Consider the following 18,744-nt stretch of genomic DNA (forward strand, 5'->3'; position numbering starts at 1 on the left):
CCGGGCTCAGAGGCCCAGATCCCTGGCGATGATCGTTTTCATGACTTCACTTGTCCCTCCGTAGATTCGAGTGACGCGGGAGTCGGCATAGAGGCGAGCGATCGGGTATTCGGTGATATAGCCGTATCCGCCGTGCAGTTGCAGGCATTTGTCGATCACTCGGCCCGCGACCTCGGTGCAGTACAGCTTCGCGCGTGCGGCGTCGGGCACGCTGAGTTCCCCGTGGTCGAGCAGTTCCAGGCAGCGATCGGCGTAGATTCGGGCGGCCTGCACCTCGGCCGAGCATTCGGCGAGCACGAACTTGGTGTTCTGGAACGCCGACACCGGTTGACCGAACACTTTCCGGTCACGGGTGTAGGCGATGGCATGGCCGATCGCCGCCTCGGCGTGAGCCACGGAGTTGAGCGCGATACTCAACCGCTCCTGTGGCAGATTGTGGGCGAGGTAGCCGAATGCCTCGCCTTCGGCTCCCAGCAGGTTCTGCACCGGTACCCGCACGTCCTGGTAGGACAGTTCGGCGGTGTCCTGCTGGTGCAGACCGAGTTTGTGCAGGGTGCGCCCGACGGTGAAACCGTCGCTGTCGGTGGGTATGCCGATGATCGACAACCCACTGCGGCGGTTGTCAGGATCGTAGGGAGAAGTCCGGCAGACCGTGAGTACCAGATCGGCGGTGACGCCACCGGTGATGAAGGTCTTCGCGCCGTTGACCAGGTAGTGCCCGTCGGGAGTGCGCTCGGCCCTGGTCGCGATGCCGGCCAGGTCAGAGCCGGTGCCCGGTTCGGTCATCGCGATCGCGGTCATCAATCGGCCAGCGACGAAATCCGGAAGCCAGCGCTTCTTCTGCTCCTCGCTGGCGTACTCGAGCAGGTACGGCAGGATGACGCAGGAGTGCACGGTGTAGGAGCCGAACGATACCCCCGCCCGCGCGACTTCCTCGAATACGATCGAGGGATAGACGAAGCTGGTCTCACCTCCGCCGCCGAACTCCTCGGGGGCCTGCAATCCGAGGATGCCCAACTCGCCGAGGCGCAGGAAGAACTCCCGTGGCGGGCGGCCCGCCTCGTCCCAGTCCGCCCGGTGCGGAGCGACCTCTTTGGCTATGAAATCCCTTACCATCGAACGGAATTCGTCGTGTTCGGGTGCCAGGATCGCGCGCTTCATCGACGGCCCCTGTTCTCTGCGTGGAAGTTTCCCGGACGTCGTTGCAGGAACGCCGCGAGCGCTTCGTCGTGGTCGGCGCTGTGATGGGCGATGCTCTGGAAGGCTGCGGACAGTTCGAGTAGCCCCTCCAGATCCTGGCGCTCGGATTCCCGCATCAATTTCTTGGTCATGCGCAGTGCGTGTGGTGGATTGACCGCCACACGCAGCGCGAGTTCGGTCGCGGCGTCCAGCAGATCGGCGGGTTCGACGACGCGCGAGACCAGTCCCCACTGCAACGCGATATCGGCGGAGATCCTGTCTCCGGTGTAGGCCATCTCGGCGGCACGGGCCGCGCCGACCGCGCGCGGCAGCAGCCAGGCGCCTCCGTCGCCGGGGACCAGTCCGAGTTTGACGAAGCTCTCGGCGAAGAAGGCGGTGCTCGCGGCGATCCGCATATCGCACATCAGGGCCAGGTCACAGCCCGCTCCGACAGCGGGTCCGTTCACCGCGGCGATGATCGGGACCTCGCAATGGTAGAGCGCTCGCGGAATTCGCTGGATGCCACGCCGATAGCCGCGGCGCAGCTGATCGGGTGTTCCACCGAACATTCCGGCTCGCTCGGCCATGTCCTTGACGTTGCCGCCGGCCGAGAACGCGCTCCCCGCTCCGGTCAGGATCACCACCCGCGTGTCGAGATCGTTGTTCGCCTCCTCCACCAGGCTCACCAATCGCTCGATCACCGCGTCGTCCGAGATCGGGTTGCGGGATTCGGGACGATTGATGGTCCAGGTGGTGACGTGGCCGTCGTGTGTGCACAGCACGGCGTCGTCGATGACGCTCACGGGCGTGATCCTTTCGGTACCGGGTGCGGGTTCAGCGGAAATCCATCCAGTGCCCGTGCGGGGTCCATCCCATGAAGAACGGGATATCGATCCGGCAGATGGGGCCCTTGGTGATGTCGTAGGTGTCGAAGATGAGGAATTCCCCGCGCTTGTCCGCCCACCAGGACACCGGCACGATGACATATCCGTCACCTTCGGGAGCGTTCGGGCTGCGGGGCGCGAAGGTCGATTCGAGAATCGCGGCGGGCTCGTCGTGGCGAATCTCGAAGACCTGCTCGGACAGGGTCCTCATGTTGGTCGTCACCAGGCTGTTCATCTTCATGCCGGAGCGTTTGACGATGCCGCCGACCTGGCATCCCCACTCGTAGCCCTTGCCGTAGAAGCGTTCGTCGACCTTGGGCAGTTCGGAGGGACGGTCGGAGAGCTGCTCGGTGCGGGCTTTGCCGGTCTCGAGGTCGATGCTCCAGCGGCCCAGGTTGCTCTTGGCGATGGAGAAGAACAGCGCGACGTCGTCGCCGACGGCGAAATCCTGTTCGAAGGGGAACGGGGGCCGGTTGAAGATCGGGCCGTCGAGTTGCAGTTCGGTGCCGACAACATTTGCCGACATGGTGTGCATGATGTACTGCGCGGGAAGGTCGGTGCGGATCCAACGGATCTCACCGTGCAGGTCGTGGCGCGGGATGAGAGCCAGCGTGATAGGCAACTCCGGGTTCCACTCCCAGATGTTGAGATTCTTGCGGAAGCGCTTCTTGTCCACCAGGAACGGCTGGAAGGGCATCACGACCCATTCCGGGGTCAGCCAGATGTCGTGGGCCACGGTGTTGTAGGGCGCATCCCACAGTTCTCGGCTGTCGACGGTGCCGTCCGGGCTGACGTAGTGCATCACCACGTAGGGCGCTTCGTCGCTGTAGGTCCATCCGTAGAGGGTGCCGGTGTCGGGATCCCATTTCGGGTGGGCGGTGAAGGTCGCGTCACCGTAGGCCGCCGGTTGGTGCAGGCCCGAACTCAGTCGCGGCGACCAGGTGACGATTCCTTTGGTCTCGAGTGTCATCGGGTCGATCGCGATCGGCGGGCCGCCCTGCTCACTCGAGGCCAGCATCTGGCCAGCGAACGGGAAGACGTTGATATTGGCGACGCCGCGGGAGACGCCCTGGTTTCCGAGGTCTCGTTTGACTTCGCCGTAGGCGTTGTCGCGCCAGTCCCCGAAGCCCGCGTCCTCCCATTCGAACATGCCCTGCCGGCGCGCTTCCTCGAGCAGGTATTTCGGTGTGCGCACCCAACGGTTGCGGAAGCTGGCCTCACCGTTGTCGAAGGTGATGGCCTGGACCATGCCGTCCATGCTCAGCAATGGGTTGGTTCCCTGCTTGGTCGGCCGTTTCCAGGTCGGTCCGACACGGTAGAACCCGCCGGCGAGATCCTTGGGGATCTCACCGTGGGTGACGATGCATTCGTCGACGGTCGCTTCGAACCGCATCGGTTGGAAGGGTCCGCGCAACGAGTTCTCGGTGGGCAGGCTGTAGCTCATCACCGCTCCTGATGGTTCATCGAATTGACTCCACTCTTGTCAGGCGTCGGCGGTGGCGAGGTAGTCGCCGGGGTCCAGTCGACGCGTCCGATCCCAGTAGTCCAGGTAGGTCCAGGGGCTGCTGACAACCACTCGGCCTGCCTCGTTGCGGTACCAGGTCGTCATTCCGGGATGCGACCAGATGCAGCGTTCGAGTGCCGCGTCGAGCTCGTTGTTGTAGTCCCAGAAAACCTCCGGGCGTACTTCCAACGTTCTCGTCGTCCCGGAGGCCAGTAGCGCGATCGCCTGCATGATGTAGCGCACCTGGAATTCGCAGGCCAGGAACGCGCTGCCACCGTGCCCGGCGTTGGTATTGGGGCCATTGAGGATGAACATGTTCGGGAAGTCCGGGACCGTGACGCCGAGATAGGCGCGCGCGTCCTGATGCCCCCATTGCTCTGCCAGGGTCTTGCCCGAGGCGCCGACGATATCCATCGGCCACAGGAATTGCAGGGCTTTGAACCCGGTCGCCCACACCAGCACGTCGGCCTCGTGGGTGGCCCCGGAGGCGGTGAGCACACCCTGCGCGTGGATCCCGGTAACCGGATCGGTGATCAGTTCGACATCCTCGCGCTGGATCGTGGCGAACCAGCCGTTGTCCAGCAATGGGCGCTTTCCGTAGGGCGGATAGTCCGGGATGCAGGCGTCGTAGAGATCCTCGCGCTCGCCGAGTTGGGTCTTGATGTAGTTGGTCAAGAAGATCCGGTGGCGTTCGTTCTGGGCGTTGATCGACCGCTGCGGTTCGCTCCACGCCGGATCGATCTGCAGCGACGCGTGGAGTCGATCACTGAAATTCCAGAAGGCGCGCAGCCGGTACCAGCGCGCGTAGGCCGGAACGCGCTGCATCAGATATCGGACCCCATCGGGCACCGCTCTGCCGTAATTCGGGTGCGGTACCGTCCATTGCTTGGAGCGCTGGAACACCAGGACCTTCTCAGCGGTCCCCGCGATCGATGGCACCAGTTGCATAGCGCTGGCACCGGTACCGATGACCGCCACCCGCTTGCCCGTGTAGTCGACATCCGCACGCCAGTCCGCAGTATGCATGGCCGGGCCCGCGAAGCTGTCCGCGCCGGCAATCGCGGGCACGGCAGGTCTGTTCACCATGCCGACCGCACTGACCAGCACCGGCGTGGTGCGTACCGATTCGCGACCGGCGCTGTCGATCGTGCACACGCTCCAGCCGGTGGCCGGATCGTATTCGGCACGCCGGACCTCGACCCCGAACTCGATGAACTCACCGAGGCCGTGTTCATCGACCAGTTTGCGCAGATAGCTGTAGACCTCGGGGCGCTTGGCGAAGAACCGGGTCCACTCCGCGTTGGGCGCGAACGAGAACGAGTACAGGTGGCTGGGAGTATCGACCCCGCATCCGGGATAGGTGTTCTCCAACCAGGTACCGCCGATGTCGTGGTTCTTCTCCACGATGGTGAACGGCACCCCGGCGGCCTTGAGCTTGATTCCCAGCGCGATACCCGACAGGCCGGCGCCAATGATGAGGACCTTGAATCCCGCAGGCAGCGCGGCGGGAACCTCGACATCACGCGACAGCACCCCGAGTTCCTCGGCCAACAGCGGCCCGTACTTCGTCGGCACATCCTCGACGAGGGCGATACCAAGCATCTCGGAAATCCTATCCGGGCTCGGTGGCGAGGGCACCAGTGCGCCCTCTTGCGATGCGAGAATCGCCCCCAGCGCGGCCTGACGGATCTCGCGCCGTCGCTGCTCGGGTAGACCACCGTCGTCGTTGTCGTCGAGCACCGGTCCGCGCACCGGCCGATACGGTTCGCTCAGCCACTTGTCGTCACCGGTGAGCTGCGTCAGAACGAGAAGCAGGGTCGGAATGTTGGCCTGCTCGAGCGCTGCGGCGAGCCGGTCGACATCGACGGCATCGGGGACATCGGCGACGAGTTCGTCGGACAGTTCACTCACGAGTTCCTCCGATAGAGCAGCACACCCGCGGGCGAAGGTTCGAATCCCTCTGCGGGTCTATTATTGAGCCGGTATATCTCAATAATAGACCATGGGTTGTCCATCCGAGTCAACCCGCCGGACTCGACCACGTTCGAGCCGCGCAGTCTCCGACAGCAGGTCGCGGCCGGTTCGCCGCGGCCACGCTCGTCAAGAAAGGACCCGCCATGTCCGACGCTCACCTGCGGTGCGAGACCAGAGACGGCTACGCCGTCGTGACACTCGAGCGCCCACAGCAGTACAACGCTCTGAGCCACGCGCTGGTCGAGGATCTCCGCGCGCAGTTCGCACGCCTCGATGCCGATCCGCGAGCGCGGGCGATAGTCCTCACCGGTGCGGGAAAGGCGTTCTGTGCGGGCGCCGATCTGAGCGGCGGCCCCAGCGACGCCGAGGACGTCGTGCGACGGCTCTATATTCCCCTGATTCAGCAGTTGACCTCGATGGGCACGCCGGTCGTCGCGGCGATCAACGGTGTCGCCGCCGGTGCCGGGCTCTCGATCGCTCTGGCCACCGACATTCGTATCGCCTCCGAATCGGCGGGTTTCGCGTTGTCCTTCGTCAAGGTCGGACTCGTGCCCGACGCGGGTGCGACATGGTTGCTGCCTCGCGCGATCGGCTCGGCACGCGCCGCGGAGCTGGCCCTGACCGGCCGCAAGATCACCGCTCACACGGCTTTGGAATGGAATCTGGTCAACGAGGTCGTGCCGGCGGAGTCGGTGCTGACACGCGCCGAGCAGGTCGCGGCCGAGATCGCGGCATTGGCGGCCTCGGTCGGACAGACGCGCAAGCTCCTCCACGCCAGTTTCGAGGTGGATCTGGCCACCCAACTCGACGCCGAGGCCACCGCGCAGGGATTGGCTCAGCACCATCCCCACTACGCCGAAGGCCGACAAGCGTTCCGGGACAAGCGAACGCCGCGGTTCCACTGACCCCGAGCCGCCGGCCGCCTCGGGATCTCCGCCCACACCCCGTGCCGACGTTCTGTGGGACGCGGCGACGACTCGTGGGCCGGTTCGTCGGTCACGGCCGCTCCCGGCGGGTTTCGGACAAGGGGCGGCGCGACCCGGCCTTGACCCGCCACACACCCATCACTACTTTAGAGATTACTCGTATCATAATTGCCGTATCGCCGCGGCCGAGTTCTCGGCGCAAGGAGGCCCCAATGGTCAGCCAGTTCGACACTCTCACCGTCGACCGTGACCCCGAGATATGGGAAATCACTCTGGATCGTCCCGATCTGCTGAATCGGTTCGACGCGGTGCAGGAAACCGAGCTGACCAGGGCTCTGGAGGAACTCGCCCGCGACGACAGCGCTCGGGCCGCTGTTCTGCTCGCGAACGGTCGCGTGTTCTCCGCAGGCGGTGATTTCGAATTGATGCTCGAAGCGCGTTCCGATATCGGGATACGGCGCGCGACACTCGATCGCGCCCGTGGACTGCTCGACGCCTTGACCGGTCTCCCCCAACCTCTGGTCGTCGGTGTCCAGGGCGCGGCAGTCGGTCTGGGCGCGACCATCGCGGTGGGCGGTGACGTCGTCGTCGCCTCGAAGAACGCTCGCCTCGGCGACACCCACATCGCGATCGGACTGGTGGCCGGCGACGGTGGGGCGCTGTTCTGGCCGCAGTCGATCGGCATGCTCCGAGCGCGGCGGTATCTGCTCACCGGCGACCTACTCTCCGCCGAGCAGGCGCACGCTTTCGGGCTGGTCACCGATCTCGTGGAAACCCCCGCCGAGGTGGCGCCCGCCGCGCGCGCGATCGCGGCGCGTATCGCGGCGTTGCCGCCGCTGGCGGTGCGTGGCACGAAGAAGGCGCTCAACCAGGTGACGCGACAGCGTGCCGGCGAAGTGGTCGAAACAGCACTGTTGGCAGAGGGAGAGACCTTGACGACCGAAGACATGGTCGAAGCGATCGCGGCGTTCCGCGACAAGCGCGACGGAAAGTTCGTGGGGCGCTGACATGGAACTCACCCAGGAACAACACGGTCTCGTCGAAGCGCTGCGCGCGTTCTGCGACAGAGAGTTCGGCACCCGAGCCGCGCTCGCCACGCTGACCGACAACGGTCACCAGGCTCATCTGCCCTCTATCTACGCCAAACTCGCCGAGCTGGGGTATCTCGGCATCGCGATCCCCGAAGAGTACGGCGGTAGCGGCGGCGACCTGTTCGATCAATGCCTGCTGCACGAACAGCTCTACCGTGGGTTGGCTCCGGTCCACGCCATCGGCTCCACCCACACAGTGGCCGGTATCTACAAGAAATTCGCGTCCGAACAGCAGAAGAAGGACATGCTCGGCGCGATAGCGAGTGGCAAGCCGATGTCGATCAGCATCTCCGAACCGGAGGCAGGCTCCGACGCGGCCAATATCTCCTGCCGCGCCGAGCGCGTTCCCGGCGGATTCGTGGTCAACGGGCAGAAGACGTGGTGCTCGGCGGCTCAGCACGCGGATTCGGTGCTGCTGGTGGCGCGGACCGAACGAGGGTCCGGACGCCACCGCGGCCTCAGTATGCTGCGCGTTCCCGCCGACGCCGATGGGTTGACCATCCGCCCGATCGACACGATGGCCGGTGAGCTGGTCAGCGATCTGTACTTCACCGATGTGTTCGTCCCCGAGTCGGAGCTGGTCGGAGGCGAGGGTCAGGGCTGGCACCAATTGATGGCCGGGCTCAACGGCGAGCGCTTGGTCGCGGCTGCGCAATCACTGGGACTGGCGCAACGAACATTCGATGATCTGGTCGCCTACCTCAAGCAGCGCAAGCAGTTCGGGCAGTCGATCGGATCGTTCCAGGCGATCCGGCACCGAGTCGCCGATCTCGCGGTCGAGATCGAGGCGTCGCGGGCGCTGATGTACTCCACCATCGAGAAGGTGCGCACCGAGTCGGCCCCGGCGGGGGAACTGGTCAAGCTGACATCGATCACGAAGGTCAAGTCCACCGAAACGGCCAAACGCACCGCTCTCGAAGGCGTGCAGTTGATGGGCGGCTACGGCTACGCGGTCGAATACGGTATGGAGAAGAACTTGCGCGACGCCGTCGCACCGACGATCTACGCCGGAACCAACGAGATCCAGCGCGAGGTGATCTCCGCGGCGCTGGGATTGAAATGACCACCGCCGACGGAAGGAACACCGGCATGTCGCTGCTCGGACCCCTGGACGAGCATCTGAATCATCAAACCTCTCGACCCTTTCGGGTGCCCGCCACCACCGATCACCGCTTCTACGACCGCCATTGGTTCGAGGCGATCGCGCCCGACGGCCGGACGTTGCTGATCGCAGGTCTGGGTATCTACAAGAACATGGGCGTGTGCGACGGATTCGCCGTCGTACAACGAGACCTCCAGCAGACCAATGTGCGATTCAGTCGCCCACTCGGCAACCGAATCGAGGCAGAGGTCGGAGCACTGCGGGTAGATGTCGTGCAGCCTTACGAGAAGATCCGGCTCACCTTGGCCCCCGGCGACTACCCGTTGGCCTGCGATCTGACCTGGCGATCCTCGTTTCCGCCCTACCTGGAGGCCCCCCACTTCAGCTTCAGTGCGGGCCGCGTCGTTCAGGACACCAGTCGCTACGACCAACTCGGGCGCTGGACCGGGTGGATCGAGGTCGCCGGTACGCGCCACGAGTCGGACGACTGGTGGGGTATTCGCGATCACTCCTGGGGAGTGCGCCAGGACGTCGGCGGATTCGAGCCCGCACACGGACACACCGCTAGAAGCCCGATGCTGTGGTTGTGGACCTACGCCAACACCCCCGACGCGGCCTGCCACTTCCAGCTGCGTGAGGACGGTACCGGCCGGGTCCACCATTTCGACGGCGAGATCACCTGGCGCGATCCGGACCGGGATCCGGTACGGATCACCGGAGTCGACCACGATATCGAGTTCATCCCGGGAACGCGCGACTGGAAGAGACTGACCTACCGACTGCACCTGGCCGACGACACGGAGATGGTCATGGAGGCCGAGGCACTGCAAGGCGCGTGGGCCTATCGTGGCACCGGATACGAGAACGGATTCGACGACAGCCGCGGCGTCGGTGTGCCCCGCGGCGACCTCGTCGAATCCGATGTCCTGGACCTGTCTGTTCCCGGCAAGGTCACTCGCGACGGGGTGAAGTATCTACCCGGCCACCGCGAGCAACCCGCTCGTATCACCCTCGACGGTGTCGCGGGTACCGGGCATCTGCCGGTCATGAGCGTCGGGCGCATTCCTCGCTACGGACTGGGGAGATAGGTCTTCGGCACCTCGGTGCCGAAGACCTCTCGGTCACCAGATCGGACGCTTCTCGCCCGCCACCCGCGCCTTGGCGGGGTAGCGGGCGACCGTCCAGACGTAGAACAGCACCAGCCCGGAGAAGATCACGCCGGTGAGATAAAACCACGCGGTGTCGAAGACTTCGGGCAAGGCGAGGACGAACATGCTGGTCGGAAGGAATGTATTGACCGTCCCGCCGAGGATCACCAGCGCGATCCCCATACCACCGCCGTCTCGGGAACCGCGGCGCAGCCACAGCAGACCCGGCCCCGCAGCCATGACCATGTTGGTGAGCACCGTCCACTGAAAGAAGCTGCCCTCCCCCATGAACTGGATCAACAAATTCACCACACCGTAGAACACCAGGATCTGGGCGACGATCACCGCGATCGCCGTTCTCGCAGAGACGTTCTCACCGAAATAGCCGGAGAAGATCTCCACCCGCTCCACCCGTACCGCGAGAGTGAGGTTGTAGAGCTCGAACAGAGTCCACACCACCAGCGCGATCGAGGCACCCAACAGGAACCAGTGCCAGTGGTGCCGGGAAGCGGCCAGAAAGAGAATCACCGCCCACGAACTGTCGTGCGCGAAATAGAACGTGTGCATCCACAGCGGAAACGGCGCGCGCCGCTCACGGCGCACAAGCCGGAAACTGTAGATGTACTCCCAGAAGCCGAAGCCGAAGGTGATCGCCGAAGCGATCAGCAGCGAGATGTTGCCGAAATAGTAGGCTTCGACCAAGCGGTCAATGAACATGAATTCCTCCACGCGTCGCCCCGTTTCGCGACACGGGACGGGAGCGATGATCGGTACGGAATGCGCGAGGCCCGGCCGGATAATTTAGCAATGAGCTGTCTCACAATAAAATGGGCGTGGCGGCGCGTCAACAGCCGGTGCTCGACATGACCGGGGTGTCGGTGATCCGTCGCCGTCCGACTCGTTGAGGGGTGCGGCGCCCGCCGACTACGCCGTGGCCGAGTCCGCGGGGACATCGGCGAGGACATTGGGACCGGGCTCACGCGTGGCGCTCAGGGCCATGGTCCCGCCCACTCGAGCGCAGACTCGCCCGTCGGCGGAGCGCACCATGACCGTGATGAAGACCAAGGTTCTGCCGCGCCGATCGACGGTAGCCTCGAACGTCAGGGGTGCGAACCCTGGGCGCAGGTAGTCCACCGACAACGTGGCCGTCGCGGGAGTGGCGCTGCCGTCGAGCGCGTTGACGGCCACGATGCCGAAACAGTGGTCCGCTCCAGCAGCGATCAACCCCCCGTGAACAGCACCGTTGGGATTCAGCGGCCACGGCGAGGATTCCAGGGTCGCGATCAGTTCACCCGCTTCGAGCCGCACGCAACGCAACCCCAGTTGTTGCGAGACCGGCAACGCCTCGGCCCATTGCTTCCACCGCGTTTCGTCTCCGCCGATCGGCGGCAGAGCGGGGATGCCGTTGTCCATGTAGTCCCTTTCGACTCTATCCGAGGAGCAAACGGTGGTTCACCGAACGCGGCCATCTGCCCAGGCAGACCTACCTTGTGAAACCGGAGAGGGCAAGAACGGTCGTTGACCGCACCGAGGTCGATAACTATTATGAGACTAACATGTCAAAAAAACGGGAGCCTTGTGCGCCTGCTGGATCGCATCGCCGGCGCCTGCACCGTTGTTCATCGACGAGGAATGGCAGGCCTATGACCACAGCAGTGATTGTCGACGCGATCCGCTCGCCCATGGCGAAGGGCAAGAAAGCCAAGGACGGCAAACCCGGCGGTGCGTTGTCTACGGTGCACCCCGTCGACCTGCTCGCCGACCTGCTCGGACAGATCTTCGCCCGCAACGACGTCGACCCCGCCTCGGTCGATGACGTGTTCGCCGGATGCGTGAGCCAGGTCGGGGAACAGTCAGCGGGGGTGGGTCGGATGGCGTGGCTCGGTGCCGGGCTGCCCGAGTCGGTGCCTTCGGTGGTCATCAACCGTGCCTGCGGGTCCAGCCAGCAGGCCGCCGACTTCGCCGCTCAGACGATCGCGGCGGGGGTCAACGACATCGTCGTCGCCTGTGGCGTGGAGTCTATGAGCCGCATACCGATGTTCTCCTCCCGAATCGGTCAAGATCCCTTCGGCGCCGCGATCGCGACCCGTTACGCACCGGGACTGATCGCCCAGGGGGTGTCCGCGGAGCTCGTCGCCGCGCGCGCGAAGATCACCCGCGACGAACTCGACGAATACTCCGCACGCTCGCACCACCGGGCTCACGCGGCCGACTTCACGCGCGAGATCGCGCCGGTAGCGGCGCTCGACGCCGCCGGCGAGCGGGTCGTCGTCGATGCCGACGAGACCGTGCGTCCCTCGACCTCCGTCGAAGGTCTGGCAACACTGAAGCCGTCGTTCTACGACGCCGATCTCGCCGCCCGATTCCCGGAGATCACCTGGCAGGTCACTCCCGGCAACTCCTCGCAGATCACCGACGGCGCCAGCGCGATTCTGATCATGAGCGAGCAGCGCGCCGCGGAACTCGGTCTGCGGGCCCGCGCCCGCTTCCACTCCTTCGCCGTGGCCGCCGCCGATCCCATCACCATGCTCACCGGCCCCATCCCCGCGACCGAAAAGGTCCTGGCCCGTAGTGGATTGACCCTGGATGAGATCGACCACTACGAGGTCAACGAAGCCTTCGCCTCGGTTCCGCTGGCCTGGCAACGACATTTCGACGCGGACCCGGCCAAACTCAACCCCCGCGGCGGCGCCATCGCGCTCGGACATCCGCTCGGCGCCTCCGGCGGTCGGCTGCTGACCACCATGCTGCACGCCCTCGAGGACACCGGCGCCCGCTACGGATTGCAGACCATGTGCGAAGCAGGCGGGATGTCCAACGCCACCATCATCGAACGACTCTGAGAGAAAGCCGAAATTCATGAACTTGCAAGGTGTTTCAGCGGTAGTCACCGGCGGCGCGTCCGGCTTGGGGCGAGCGACTGCCGAAGACCTGGTACGGCGCGGAGCGCACGTGGTGATCGTCGACCTGGAGACATCCAACGGTGCCCTCGTGGCCAAGGAACTCGGCGAAAACGTCACCTTCGCCCCAGCCGATGTCCGCGACCCGGACGCGGTCGGCCGCGCACTGGACACCGCGCAAGCCCAGGCGCCGCTGCGTGTTCTGGTGCACTGCGCCGGACGTGGCGGTGCGTTACGACTGGTCGGGCGCGACGGCGAGCCCGGATCGCTGGATCTGTACACCGAGGTCGTCACCATCAACCTCATCGGCACCTTCAATGTCCTGCGCTTGGCCGCGGCACGAATGGCCGCCAACGAACCGATTGACGGGGAACGCGGCGTCGCGGTGCTCACCGCGTCGGTCGCGGCATTCGAAGGCCAGATCGGCCAGGTTCCCTACGCCTCGGCCAAGGCAGGCATTGTCGGGATGACCATCGTCGCGGCCCGTGATCTGGCCAGCAAACTGATTCGGGTGTGCACCATCGCGCCCGGCACCTTCGACACCCCCATCCTGGCCCGACTCTCCGAGGAGGTCCGCTCCTCGCTGGCCGCGACGGTCCCGCATCCCAGCCGTCTCGGGCACCCCGAGGAATTCGCCCGCCTCGCGTTGTCGATCGTGGACAACCCGATGCTCAACGGCGAAACCATCCGCCTCGACGGCGCCATTCGGATGGCGCCGCGATGACCGGCACCGAAGCCTCGGAATCCACACCGGTCCGACTGTCGGTCACCGATGCCGTCGCGACCATCACCATCGACCGACCGCACGTGCGCAACGCCGTGGACAGGACGACAGCGATGGCGATCGAGCAGGCCTTGGACGAGGTCGACAGCCGAGACGACATACGAGTCTGCGTCGTCACCGGTGCCGGCGGCATCTTCAGCGCCGGTATGGATCTCAAGGCATTCAACGAATCCGGTGAACGCCCGATCGGTACCACTCGCGGCGGCTTCGGCTTGGTCGAGCGTCCCTCGGTCAAACCGATGATCGCCGCAGTGGAAGGCAAGGCACTCGGCGGCGGATTCGAAATCGCCCTCGCCTGCGATCTCGTCGTCGCGGGGTCGAGCGCGCAGTTCGGGCTACCGGAGGTCAAACGCGGACTCGTCGCCTCCGCGGGTGGGGTCCTGCGACTGCCACAGCGGGTCTCTCGGGCAGTGGCCCTGGGCATCCTGTTCACCGGCGATCCCATTTCCGCGGATCGCGCGGCCGAACTCGGACTGGTCAACGAGGTCGTCGCCGACGGCGCGGCGCTGGCCGGCGCACTGGCTTGGGCCGAGCGGATCGCCGCGAACGCCCCGCTCGCGCTGCGGGCAGTCAAGCAGATCGCCGACAGCTCCCCGGACTGGGCGAGCGGCGAGTCCTTCACTCGGCAACGTCCGATCGCCGACGCGGTGCGCGCCTCACAGGACGCGGCCGAGGGCGCCCAAGCGTTCGTGCAGAAACGCGTACCGGTTTGGCAGGGTCGATGACCGACCCCGATTCCGCGACCGGCCACGGACCGCTGCACGGCACCGTCGTTGTCGAACTCGCTTCCATCGGCCCCGGCCCCTGGGCGGCGATGATGTTGGCCGACATGGGCGCCGAGGTGATCCGCATCGACCGCCCCGCCTACCGCGGCAACTACGTGCCCGCACGCTTCGACATCACCCGTCGCGGGCGTAAGTCGATCGTGCTCGATCTGCGTACCGAGCAAGGCCGCGAGAGCGCACTGCGGATCATCGAACGCGCCGACATCCTTCTGGAAGGCAACCGCCCGGGAGTGACCGAACGGCTCGGCGTCGGCCCCGAGGACTGCTTACACCGCAACCCCCGCTTGGTCTACGGACGGATGACAGGATGGGGACAGGACGGGCCACTGGCCCAGACCGCTGGGCACGATGCCACCTATCTCGCGCTCAGCGGCGCCCTACACGCCATCGGCAGAGCGGGCGGGCCGCCTGTGCTGCCGGTCAACCTGCTCGGCGACTACGGCGGTGGCGGCGCGTTCCTGGTGATCGGGGTTCTCGCCGCTCATATCAGCGCCCGCAGCACCGGGCGCGGGCAAGTGGTCGACGCGGCGATCCTCGACGGTGCGCTCGCGTTGTCGGCGGCACTGCACGGCATGCGGGCCGCGGGGCTCTGGCGCGATGAGCGCGGTGTGAACCTGCTCGATTCCGGCAGGCCGTGGTACGACGTCTACGCAACCGCCGACGGAGGACACCTCGCCGTGGGCCCGCTCGAACCGCAGTTCTTCGACGAATTCGCCCGACGCATCGGCAGCACCGTCACTTCCTCCTCCCGCGACGACGAATCGGGCTGGGCCGCGCTGCGCGAGGAGTGGCGCACCATCTTCGCCTCCAAAACTCGCGAACAATGGCAGGCCATCTTCGCAGACTCGGATGCTTGCGTGGCTCCCGTGCTCAGCCTCGACGAGGCCCCGGACCACCCCCATCTCCGCGCTCGTGACAACTTCATCGAAATCGCCGGGGTGCGCCAACCCGCCCCCGCTCCCCGATTCGCCGCCACCCCCTCCCGTGTCCGCAGCGCGCCGGTGCCCTCCGGCACCCACACCACCGAAGTCCTCGAACAATTCGGATTCACCGGCCCGGAGATCGAGGCGCTGCTGCGATCCGAGGTCGCGCATCAGTACCAGGCATCGCCATGCTGAGTCATGTCACGACCGCTTCCGGCGTGCGTATCGCCGTGCAGGACCTCGGAACCGGGCCCGCTATCGTGATGCTGGCCGGCTTCGGACTCGATCACACGGTCTGGGACGGCCAAGTCGCCGCGCTCGCCGCGACACATCGCACACTGTGCATCGACCTGCGCGGCACCGGAGAGTCGGACAAACCGCTCAACGGGTATCGCCTCGAGCAGTTCGTCGACGATGTCATCGATGTCGTCGATCAACTGGCGGCGGATTCCTTCGACCTGATCGGTTGGTCGTTCGGCGGACAGGTCGGTTTCGAGATCGCGCGCCGATATCCCGAACGGGTCACACGACTCGTGCTCATCGGCAGCAACGGCGTCCGCGCTTGCCGCGACGACCGGTTCCCCTTCGGCGGCAGCCGCGAACGACTCGAACCCGCACTACGGGCGGGCGAACACGGCAATCGTCCGCTCGTACGGCGCGATACGATCGCCCATGGGTTCGCTCACCCCCCGGCCTCCGCGGTCCTGGACTTCCTTACCGGGATATTCCTGCGGATGCCGCCGTGGGCAGCGATCGAGACCTACCACACCATGTTCGACATCGACCTGATCGCCGCCGCCGATTCCCTGTCGCTACCGGTCCGGATCATCACCGGTAGCCACGACCGCGTGCACCCCATCGCCGGCGCCCGATGGCTGGTCGAGCAGTTGCCCGACGCCGAACTCCACGAGATACCCGACTGCGGCCACTACCCGATGTTCGAGAATCCGGCAGAACTCGACCGACTCCTACACGACACTCTCGGCATCGCGCTCCCCGGCGCGCGATGACGGCATTTCGCACAACCAGAACCCCTCGAGGAGGAACACATGTCCGCCACCGACACGTCGACACCTTCGGGCGTCGCCGCGACGGCGCCGCTCGACCGGGATCTGCACCACCGGTTGCTCACCGCGATCGCGCACGAACTCGCCGAGACGGGCTCGGTGACCCCGGACCGCGAAGCGGCGACGAGACTGTCGCACGCGCGTGCACTCCTACAGTGGGTCCAGCAGTCGGCAGCAGCGGATGCGGAGTCGATCGCGCGTCTGGAAACCGAGGTGCGTGCCCTTCTCACCACCGGCGCAGCCGGCAGCTCCCACCCGCAGCTGCGTCGAACGCTGCGTCTGCTGAGCCTGGCGCGCACCGCCCACGACGGCGCCACCCTCGGTGAACGTGCCGAGGACAATCCCACCGAGTCCGAGCCCACGCCCGAACTGATCACCGAATACCTGCGAACCCGCCCCGGCGGTGAACACGACGAGGCCCACCAGGTGCGCACCGTACACGGCGGCTTCTCCAAAAGAACCCTGCTGATCGGAGCCACCCTCGCGGGCCGCCCCACCGAGTTCGTCATCCGCCAGATCCCCCTCGGCCGCTCCGCTCGCGCCTTGGCTCCCGAATTCGATATCGTGCGAACAACTTTCGCCGCCGGCCTGCCCGTACCCGAACCACTGTGGATCGAGCCGGAACACAACCCGCTCGGCGGGCCGTTCTTCGTCACCCGAAAAGCACTCGGAGAGAACCTTGGCGACGTCTGGGGGCCGGCGGGTGTGACACGCCAGATCTGTGAGCAGGTCGCCACCATCTACGCTCGACTGCACGCTCTGCCGGTCGCCGACCTGCACCCGCCGATCTCCCCGCGCGCCACCCCCGAGGATCTGCAGACGATGCTCGACTGGCAGGAGAACACCCTCGCCAAACGAAACATCGCCCCCTCGGCCGAACTGGAAGCCCTGTTCTGCTGGCTGCGGGAGCACCTCCCGCTCCCGACACCCCGACAGGCACTGATCCACGGCGACGCCGCGTTCTCCAACATCCTCGTCCACGACAACCACGTCAGCGCCGTCCTGGACTGGGAGGCGTCACACCTCGGGGATCCCGCCGAGGAACTGGCCTACCTGCGCCCCTCGATCACCCCGGTGCTGCCGTGGGAGGAGTTCCTCGACGCCTACCATGCCGCGGGCGGCGCCACGCCTAACCCGGATTCCTTGCGCTTCTTCGAGGTATGGCAACACGTTTGGCGGCATATCGGCTGCCTGTGGATGGCGCAGAACTTCGACGCGGGTAACCGCTATGCGGCCGCGGTCGCGGGATACGTACACGGACCGCGCTTCTTGGCGGCCGGTCTGGAAGCCGCGTTCGGCCCCTTCGACTGAACCAGAAGAACGCCGATCAGGACGAGACGAACCCTTCGCCGCGGTGTGTCGAGACGGCCGCAATCGACTCGTCGGCTGCGGCTCAGTGCATTTCGGCGCACCGGCGCAGCGACTACAGTTCGAGTTCGGCCGCGCTTCGGACCGCCGTCATCAAAGTGCTTCCGACCTTGATGGCGCTGGCATCGCCGTGACCGTGATTCCGGCGACCTCTGCGGAGCCACTGCCAGTCGGCCGCGGAAACGTCAAACGGATCCAGGTCGTGAGACCTGGATCCGTTGACCGTCTCCTGCTCAGGCAGTCGTGGTTTCCGTTGCGCCGGACTTCGACTCGACGAACCGCTGCGCGGCCGCGTAGAGCGCGGGACCGAACTGGTTGTGGGTGATCGCGGTGGCGCCACCGTCTACGGGGAGTGAGACCCCGTTGACGAACCGCGAAGCGTCACTGGCCAAGAACGCGGCGACTTCGGCCACGTCCTCTGGCAGACCCGGCCGTCCCAGCGTCGCGAAGACCTTCTCGTCTTCGACGTAGCGGGTGAAATCGTCGGCGTAGTCGCCGGGCACACCCAGGGCCGCGGAGACGAATGGGGTCAGGATCACCCCGGGGGCGATGGCGTTGGATCGGATGCCTTGGGCGCCGTATTCGGCGACCGTCTGCCGCACGATGCTCATGACCGCGGCCTTGGACGCCGCGTAACCGACCGGCAGCCAGCCTCCTTCCAAGCCCGCGACGCTGGCCGTGGACACGATCGTCCCGGGCGTGCCCTGTGCGAGGAAGGTACGGATCGCGAACTTGTGTCCCAGGAACACCGAACGGGCCAACAGCGCCACGACCCCGTCGAATCCGTCGGCGGTCAGCTCGGCGATCGTGCTGGGGTCACCGACCGCGCCCGCGTTGTTGAACATCACATCGAGCTTGCCGTACCGGGTCGTGGCCAACGCGACCAGCGACTCGATCGCCTCCGGATCGGTCACATCGGTCGTTTGGAAACCGACCTTCCCGTCGAACCGCTCCTCGAGGAGCTTGCCCGCGTCCGCGGCGATATCGCCCACGACGACCTGGGCCCCGCGTTCGACGAACAGTTCGACCGAACGCAGGCCGATGCCGCTGGTTCCGCCCGTGACGACCGCGACTTTGCCTTCGAGGTCTCTGGTACCCATCTTCTGTTT

General features: G+C 65.8%; 17 protein-coding genes and 1 pseudogene. 11 read left to right on the plus strand and 7 right to left on the minus strand.

Annotated elements, in window-relative coordinates; translation table 11 throughout:
* Positions 1 to 6 precede the first annotated feature (6 nt).
* Genes ACT86A_RS22125 through ACT86A_RS22140 form a run of 4 tightly spaced genes read right to left on the minus strand, consistent with a single transcriptional unit; the run spans position 7 to position 5,478 of the window.
* The gene (locus tag ACT86A_RS22125) at positions 7 to 1,161 is read right to left on the minus strand and encodes an acyl-CoA dehydrogenase family protein (protein ID WP_445094100.1); all 1,155 of its coding nucleotides are present in this window, start codon (positions 1,159 to 1,161) and stop codon (positions 7 to 9) included.
* Positions 1,158 to 1,973: a crotonase/enoyl-CoA hydratase family protein gene (locus ACT86A_RS22130; protein WP_445094194.1), complete on the minus strand. Its 816-nt coding sequence runs from the start codon at positions 1,971 to 1,973 to the stop codon at positions 1,158 to 1,160. Before ACT86A_RS22130 ends, ACT86A_RS22125 begins: the two co-directional genes overlap by 4 nt.
* 40 nt (positions 1,974 to 2,013) lie before the next feature.
* Positions 2,014 to 3,507: a carotenoid oxygenase family protein gene (locus tag ACT86A_RS22135; RefSeq protein WP_445094101.1), complete on the minus strand. Its 1,494-nt coding sequence runs from the start codon at positions 3,505 to 3,507 to the stop codon at positions 2,014 to 2,016.
* 39 nt (positions 3,508 to 3,546) lie between these two features.
* Positions 3,547 to 5,478, minus strand: a complete 1,932-nt coding sequence (locus tag ACT86A_RS22140) for a flavin-containing monooxygenase (protein WP_445094102.1) — start codon at positions 5,476 to 5,478, stop codon at positions 3,547 to 3,549.
* Between the two features lie 206 nt (positions 5,479 to 5,684).
* On the opposite strand from ACT86A_RS22140, the gene ACT86A_RS22145 reads away from it, so the two are divergent.
* The 4 genes from ACT86A_RS22145 (at position 5,685) to ACT86A_RS22160 (ending at position 9,748) form a co-directional block, all read left to right on the plus strand.
* On the plus strand, positions 5,685 to 6,446 hold the full coding sequence (locus tag ACT86A_RS22145; protein WP_445094103.1) for an enoyl-CoA hydratase/isomerase family protein: 762 nt from the start codon (positions 5,685 to 5,687) through the stop codon (positions 6,444 to 6,446).
* 233 nt (positions 6,447 to 6,679) lie between these two features.
* On the plus strand, positions 6,680 to 7,474 hold the full coding sequence (locus ACT86A_RS22150) for an enoyl-CoA hydratase/isomerase family protein (RefSeq protein WP_445094104.1): 795 nt from the start codon (positions 6,680 to 6,682) through the stop codon (positions 7,472 to 7,474).
* Between the two features lies 1 nt (position 7,475).
* Positions 7,476 to 8,621 carry an acyl-CoA dehydrogenase family protein gene (locus tag ACT86A_RS22155; RefSeq protein WP_445094105.1) on the plus strand — a complete coding sequence of 382 codons (1,146 nt, stop codon included), beginning with the start codon at positions 7,476 to 7,478 and terminating at the stop codon, positions 8,619 to 8,621.
* Between the two features lie 26 nt (positions 8,622 to 8,647).
* A complete protein-coding gene (locus ACT86A_RS22160) occupies positions 8,648 to 9,748 on the plus strand; it encodes an Rv3169 family protein (protein WP_445094106.1) in 1,101 nt (366 codons plus the stop codon).
* Positions 9,749 to 9,781: 33 nt separating this feature from the next.
* Here ACT86A_RS22160 and ACT86A_RS22165 read toward each other — a convergent pair whose 3' ends face one another.
* Positions 9,782 to 10,525 (minus strand): hypothetical protein, encoded by a 744-nt coding sequence (locus ACT86A_RS22165; protein ID WP_445094107.1) that lies wholly within the window; start codon positions 10,523 to 10,525, stop codon positions 9,782 to 9,784.
* 191 nt (positions 10,526 to 10,716) lie between these two features.
* Here ACT86A_RS22165 and ACT86A_RS22170 point away from each other — a divergent pair, with 191 nt between their 5' ends.
* On the plus strand, positions 10,717 to 10,857 hold the full coding sequence (locus ACT86A_RS22170) for a hypothetical protein (protein WP_445094108.1): 141 nt from the start codon (positions 10,717 to 10,719) through the stop codon (positions 10,855 to 10,857).
* Here the strand turns inward: ACT86A_RS22170 and ACT86A_RS22175 are convergent.
* Positions 10,817 to 11,221 (minus strand): annotated as a pseudogene (locus ACT86A_RS22175) (PaaI family thioesterase); the annotation flags it as partial. The gene ACT86A_RS22170 and the pseudogene ACT86A_RS22175 sit on opposite strands and share 41 nt — an antisense overlap.
* A 230-nt stretch (positions 11,222 to 11,451) precedes the next feature.
* Here ACT86A_RS22175 and ACT86A_RS22180 point away from each other — a divergent pair.
* Genes ACT86A_RS22180 through ACT86A_RS22205 form a run of 6 tightly spaced genes read left to right on the plus strand, consistent with a single transcriptional unit; the run spans position 11,452 to position 17,578 of the window.
* Entirely contained in the window at positions 11,452 to 12,651 is a 1,200-nt protein-coding gene (locus tag ACT86A_RS22180) for a thiolase family protein (RefSeq protein WP_445094109.1), read from the plus strand.
* A gap of 16 nt (positions 12,652 to 12,667) precedes the next feature.
* The gene (locus ACT86A_RS22185; RefSeq protein ID WP_445094110.1) at positions 12,668 to 13,432 is read left to right on the plus strand and encodes an SDR family NAD(P)-dependent oxidoreductase; all 765 of its coding nucleotides are present in this window, start codon (positions 12,668 to 12,670) and stop codon (positions 13,430 to 13,432) included.
* Entirely contained in the window at positions 13,429 to 14,217 is a 789-nt protein-coding gene (locus tag ACT86A_RS22190) for a crotonase/enoyl-CoA hydratase family protein (protein ID WP_445094111.1), read from the plus strand. Before ACT86A_RS22185 ends, ACT86A_RS22190 begins: the two co-directional genes overlap by 4 nt.
* A complete protein-coding gene (locus tag ACT86A_RS22195) occupies positions 14,214 to 15,395 on the plus strand; it encodes a CaiB/BaiF CoA transferase family protein (RefSeq protein WP_445094112.1) in 1,182 nt (393 codons plus the stop codon). The genes ACT86A_RS22190 and ACT86A_RS22195 overlap by 4 nt, the downstream gene beginning before the upstream one ends.
* Entirely contained in the window at positions 15,389 to 16,210 is an 822-nt protein-coding gene (locus ACT86A_RS22200; RefSeq protein WP_445094113.1) for an alpha/beta fold hydrolase, read from the plus strand. The genes ACT86A_RS22195 and ACT86A_RS22200 overlap by 7 nt, the downstream gene beginning before the upstream one ends.
* 39 nt (positions 16,211 to 16,249) lie before the next feature.
* Positions 16,250 to 17,578 carry a phosphotransferase family protein gene (locus ACT86A_RS22205; protein ID WP_445094114.1) on the plus strand — a complete coding sequence of 443 codons (1,329 nt, stop codon included), beginning with the start codon at positions 16,250 to 16,252 and terminating at the stop codon, positions 17,576 to 17,578.
* Positions 17,579 to 17,868: 290 nt separating this feature from the next.
* Here ACT86A_RS22205 and ACT86A_RS22210 read toward each other — a convergent pair whose 3' ends face one another.
* Positions 17,869 to 18,735: an SDR family NAD(P)-dependent oxidoreductase gene (locus tag ACT86A_RS22210; protein WP_445094115.1), complete on the minus strand. Its 867-nt coding sequence runs from the start codon at positions 18,733 to 18,735 to the stop codon at positions 17,869 to 17,871.
* Positions 18,736 to 18,744: the final 9 nt, after the last annotated feature.

This window comes from Nocardia glycosmidis, from assembly GCF_052545115.1.

Excerpts from the sequence above, each read along its gene's own strand:
- ACT86A_RS22200 (WP_445094113.1), top strand. The coding sequence starts at position 15,389 with ATGCTGAGTCATGTCACGACCGCTTCCGGCGTGCGTATCGCCGTGCAG.
- ACT86A_RS22135 (WP_445094101.1), bottom strand. The coding sequence starts at position 3,507 with ATGAGCTACAGCCTGCCCACCGAGAACTCGTTGCGCGGACCCTTCCAA.
- ACT86A_RS22190 (WP_445094111.1), top strand. The coding sequence starts at position 13,429 with ATGACCGGCACCGAAGCCTCGGAATCCACACCGGTCCGACTGTCGGTC.
- ACT86A_RS22180 (WP_445094109.1), top strand. The coding sequence starts at position 11,452 with ATGACCACAGCAGTGATTGTCGACGCGATCCGCTCGCCCATGGCGAAG.
- ACT86A_RS22125 (WP_445094100.1), bottom strand. The coding sequence starts at position 1,161 with ATGAAGCGCGCGATCCTGGCACCCGAACACGACGAATTCCGTTCGATG.
- ACT86A_RS22145 (WP_445094103.1), top strand. The coding sequence starts at position 5,685 with ATGTCCGACGCTCACCTGCGGTGCGAGACCAGAGACGGCTACGCCGTC.
- ACT86A_RS22150 (WP_445094104.1), top strand. The coding sequence starts at position 6,680 with ATGGTCAGCCAGTTCGACACTCTCACCGTCGACCGTGACCCCGAGATA.
- ACT86A_RS22210 (WP_445094115.1), bottom strand. The coding sequence starts at position 18,735 with ATGGGTACCAGAGACCTCGAAGGCAAAGTCGCGGTCGTCACGGGCGGA.
- ACT86A_RS22165 (WP_445094107.1), bottom strand. The coding sequence starts at position 10,525 with ATGTTCATTGACCGCTTGGTCGAAGCCTACTATTTCGGCAACATCTCG.
- ACT86A_RS22160 (WP_445094106.1), top strand. The coding sequence starts at position 8,648 with ATGTCGCTGCTCGGACCCCTGGACGAGCATCTGAATCATCAAACCTCT.
- ACT86A_RS22185 (WP_445094110.1), top strand. The coding sequence starts at position 12,668 with ATGAACTTGCAAGGTGTTTCAGCGGTAGTCACCGGCGGCGCGTCCGGC.
- ACT86A_RS22195 (WP_445094112.1), top strand. The coding sequence starts at position 14,214 with ATGACCGACCCCGATTCCGCGACCGGCCACGGACCGCTGCACGGCACC.
- ACT86A_RS22205 (WP_445094114.1), top strand. The coding sequence starts at position 16,250 with ATGTCCGCCACCGACACGTCGACACCTTCGGGCGTCGCCGCGACGGCG.
- ACT86A_RS22155 (WP_445094105.1), top strand. The coding sequence starts at position 7,476 with ATGGAACTCACCCAGGAACAACACGGTCTCGTCGAAGCGCTGCGCGCG.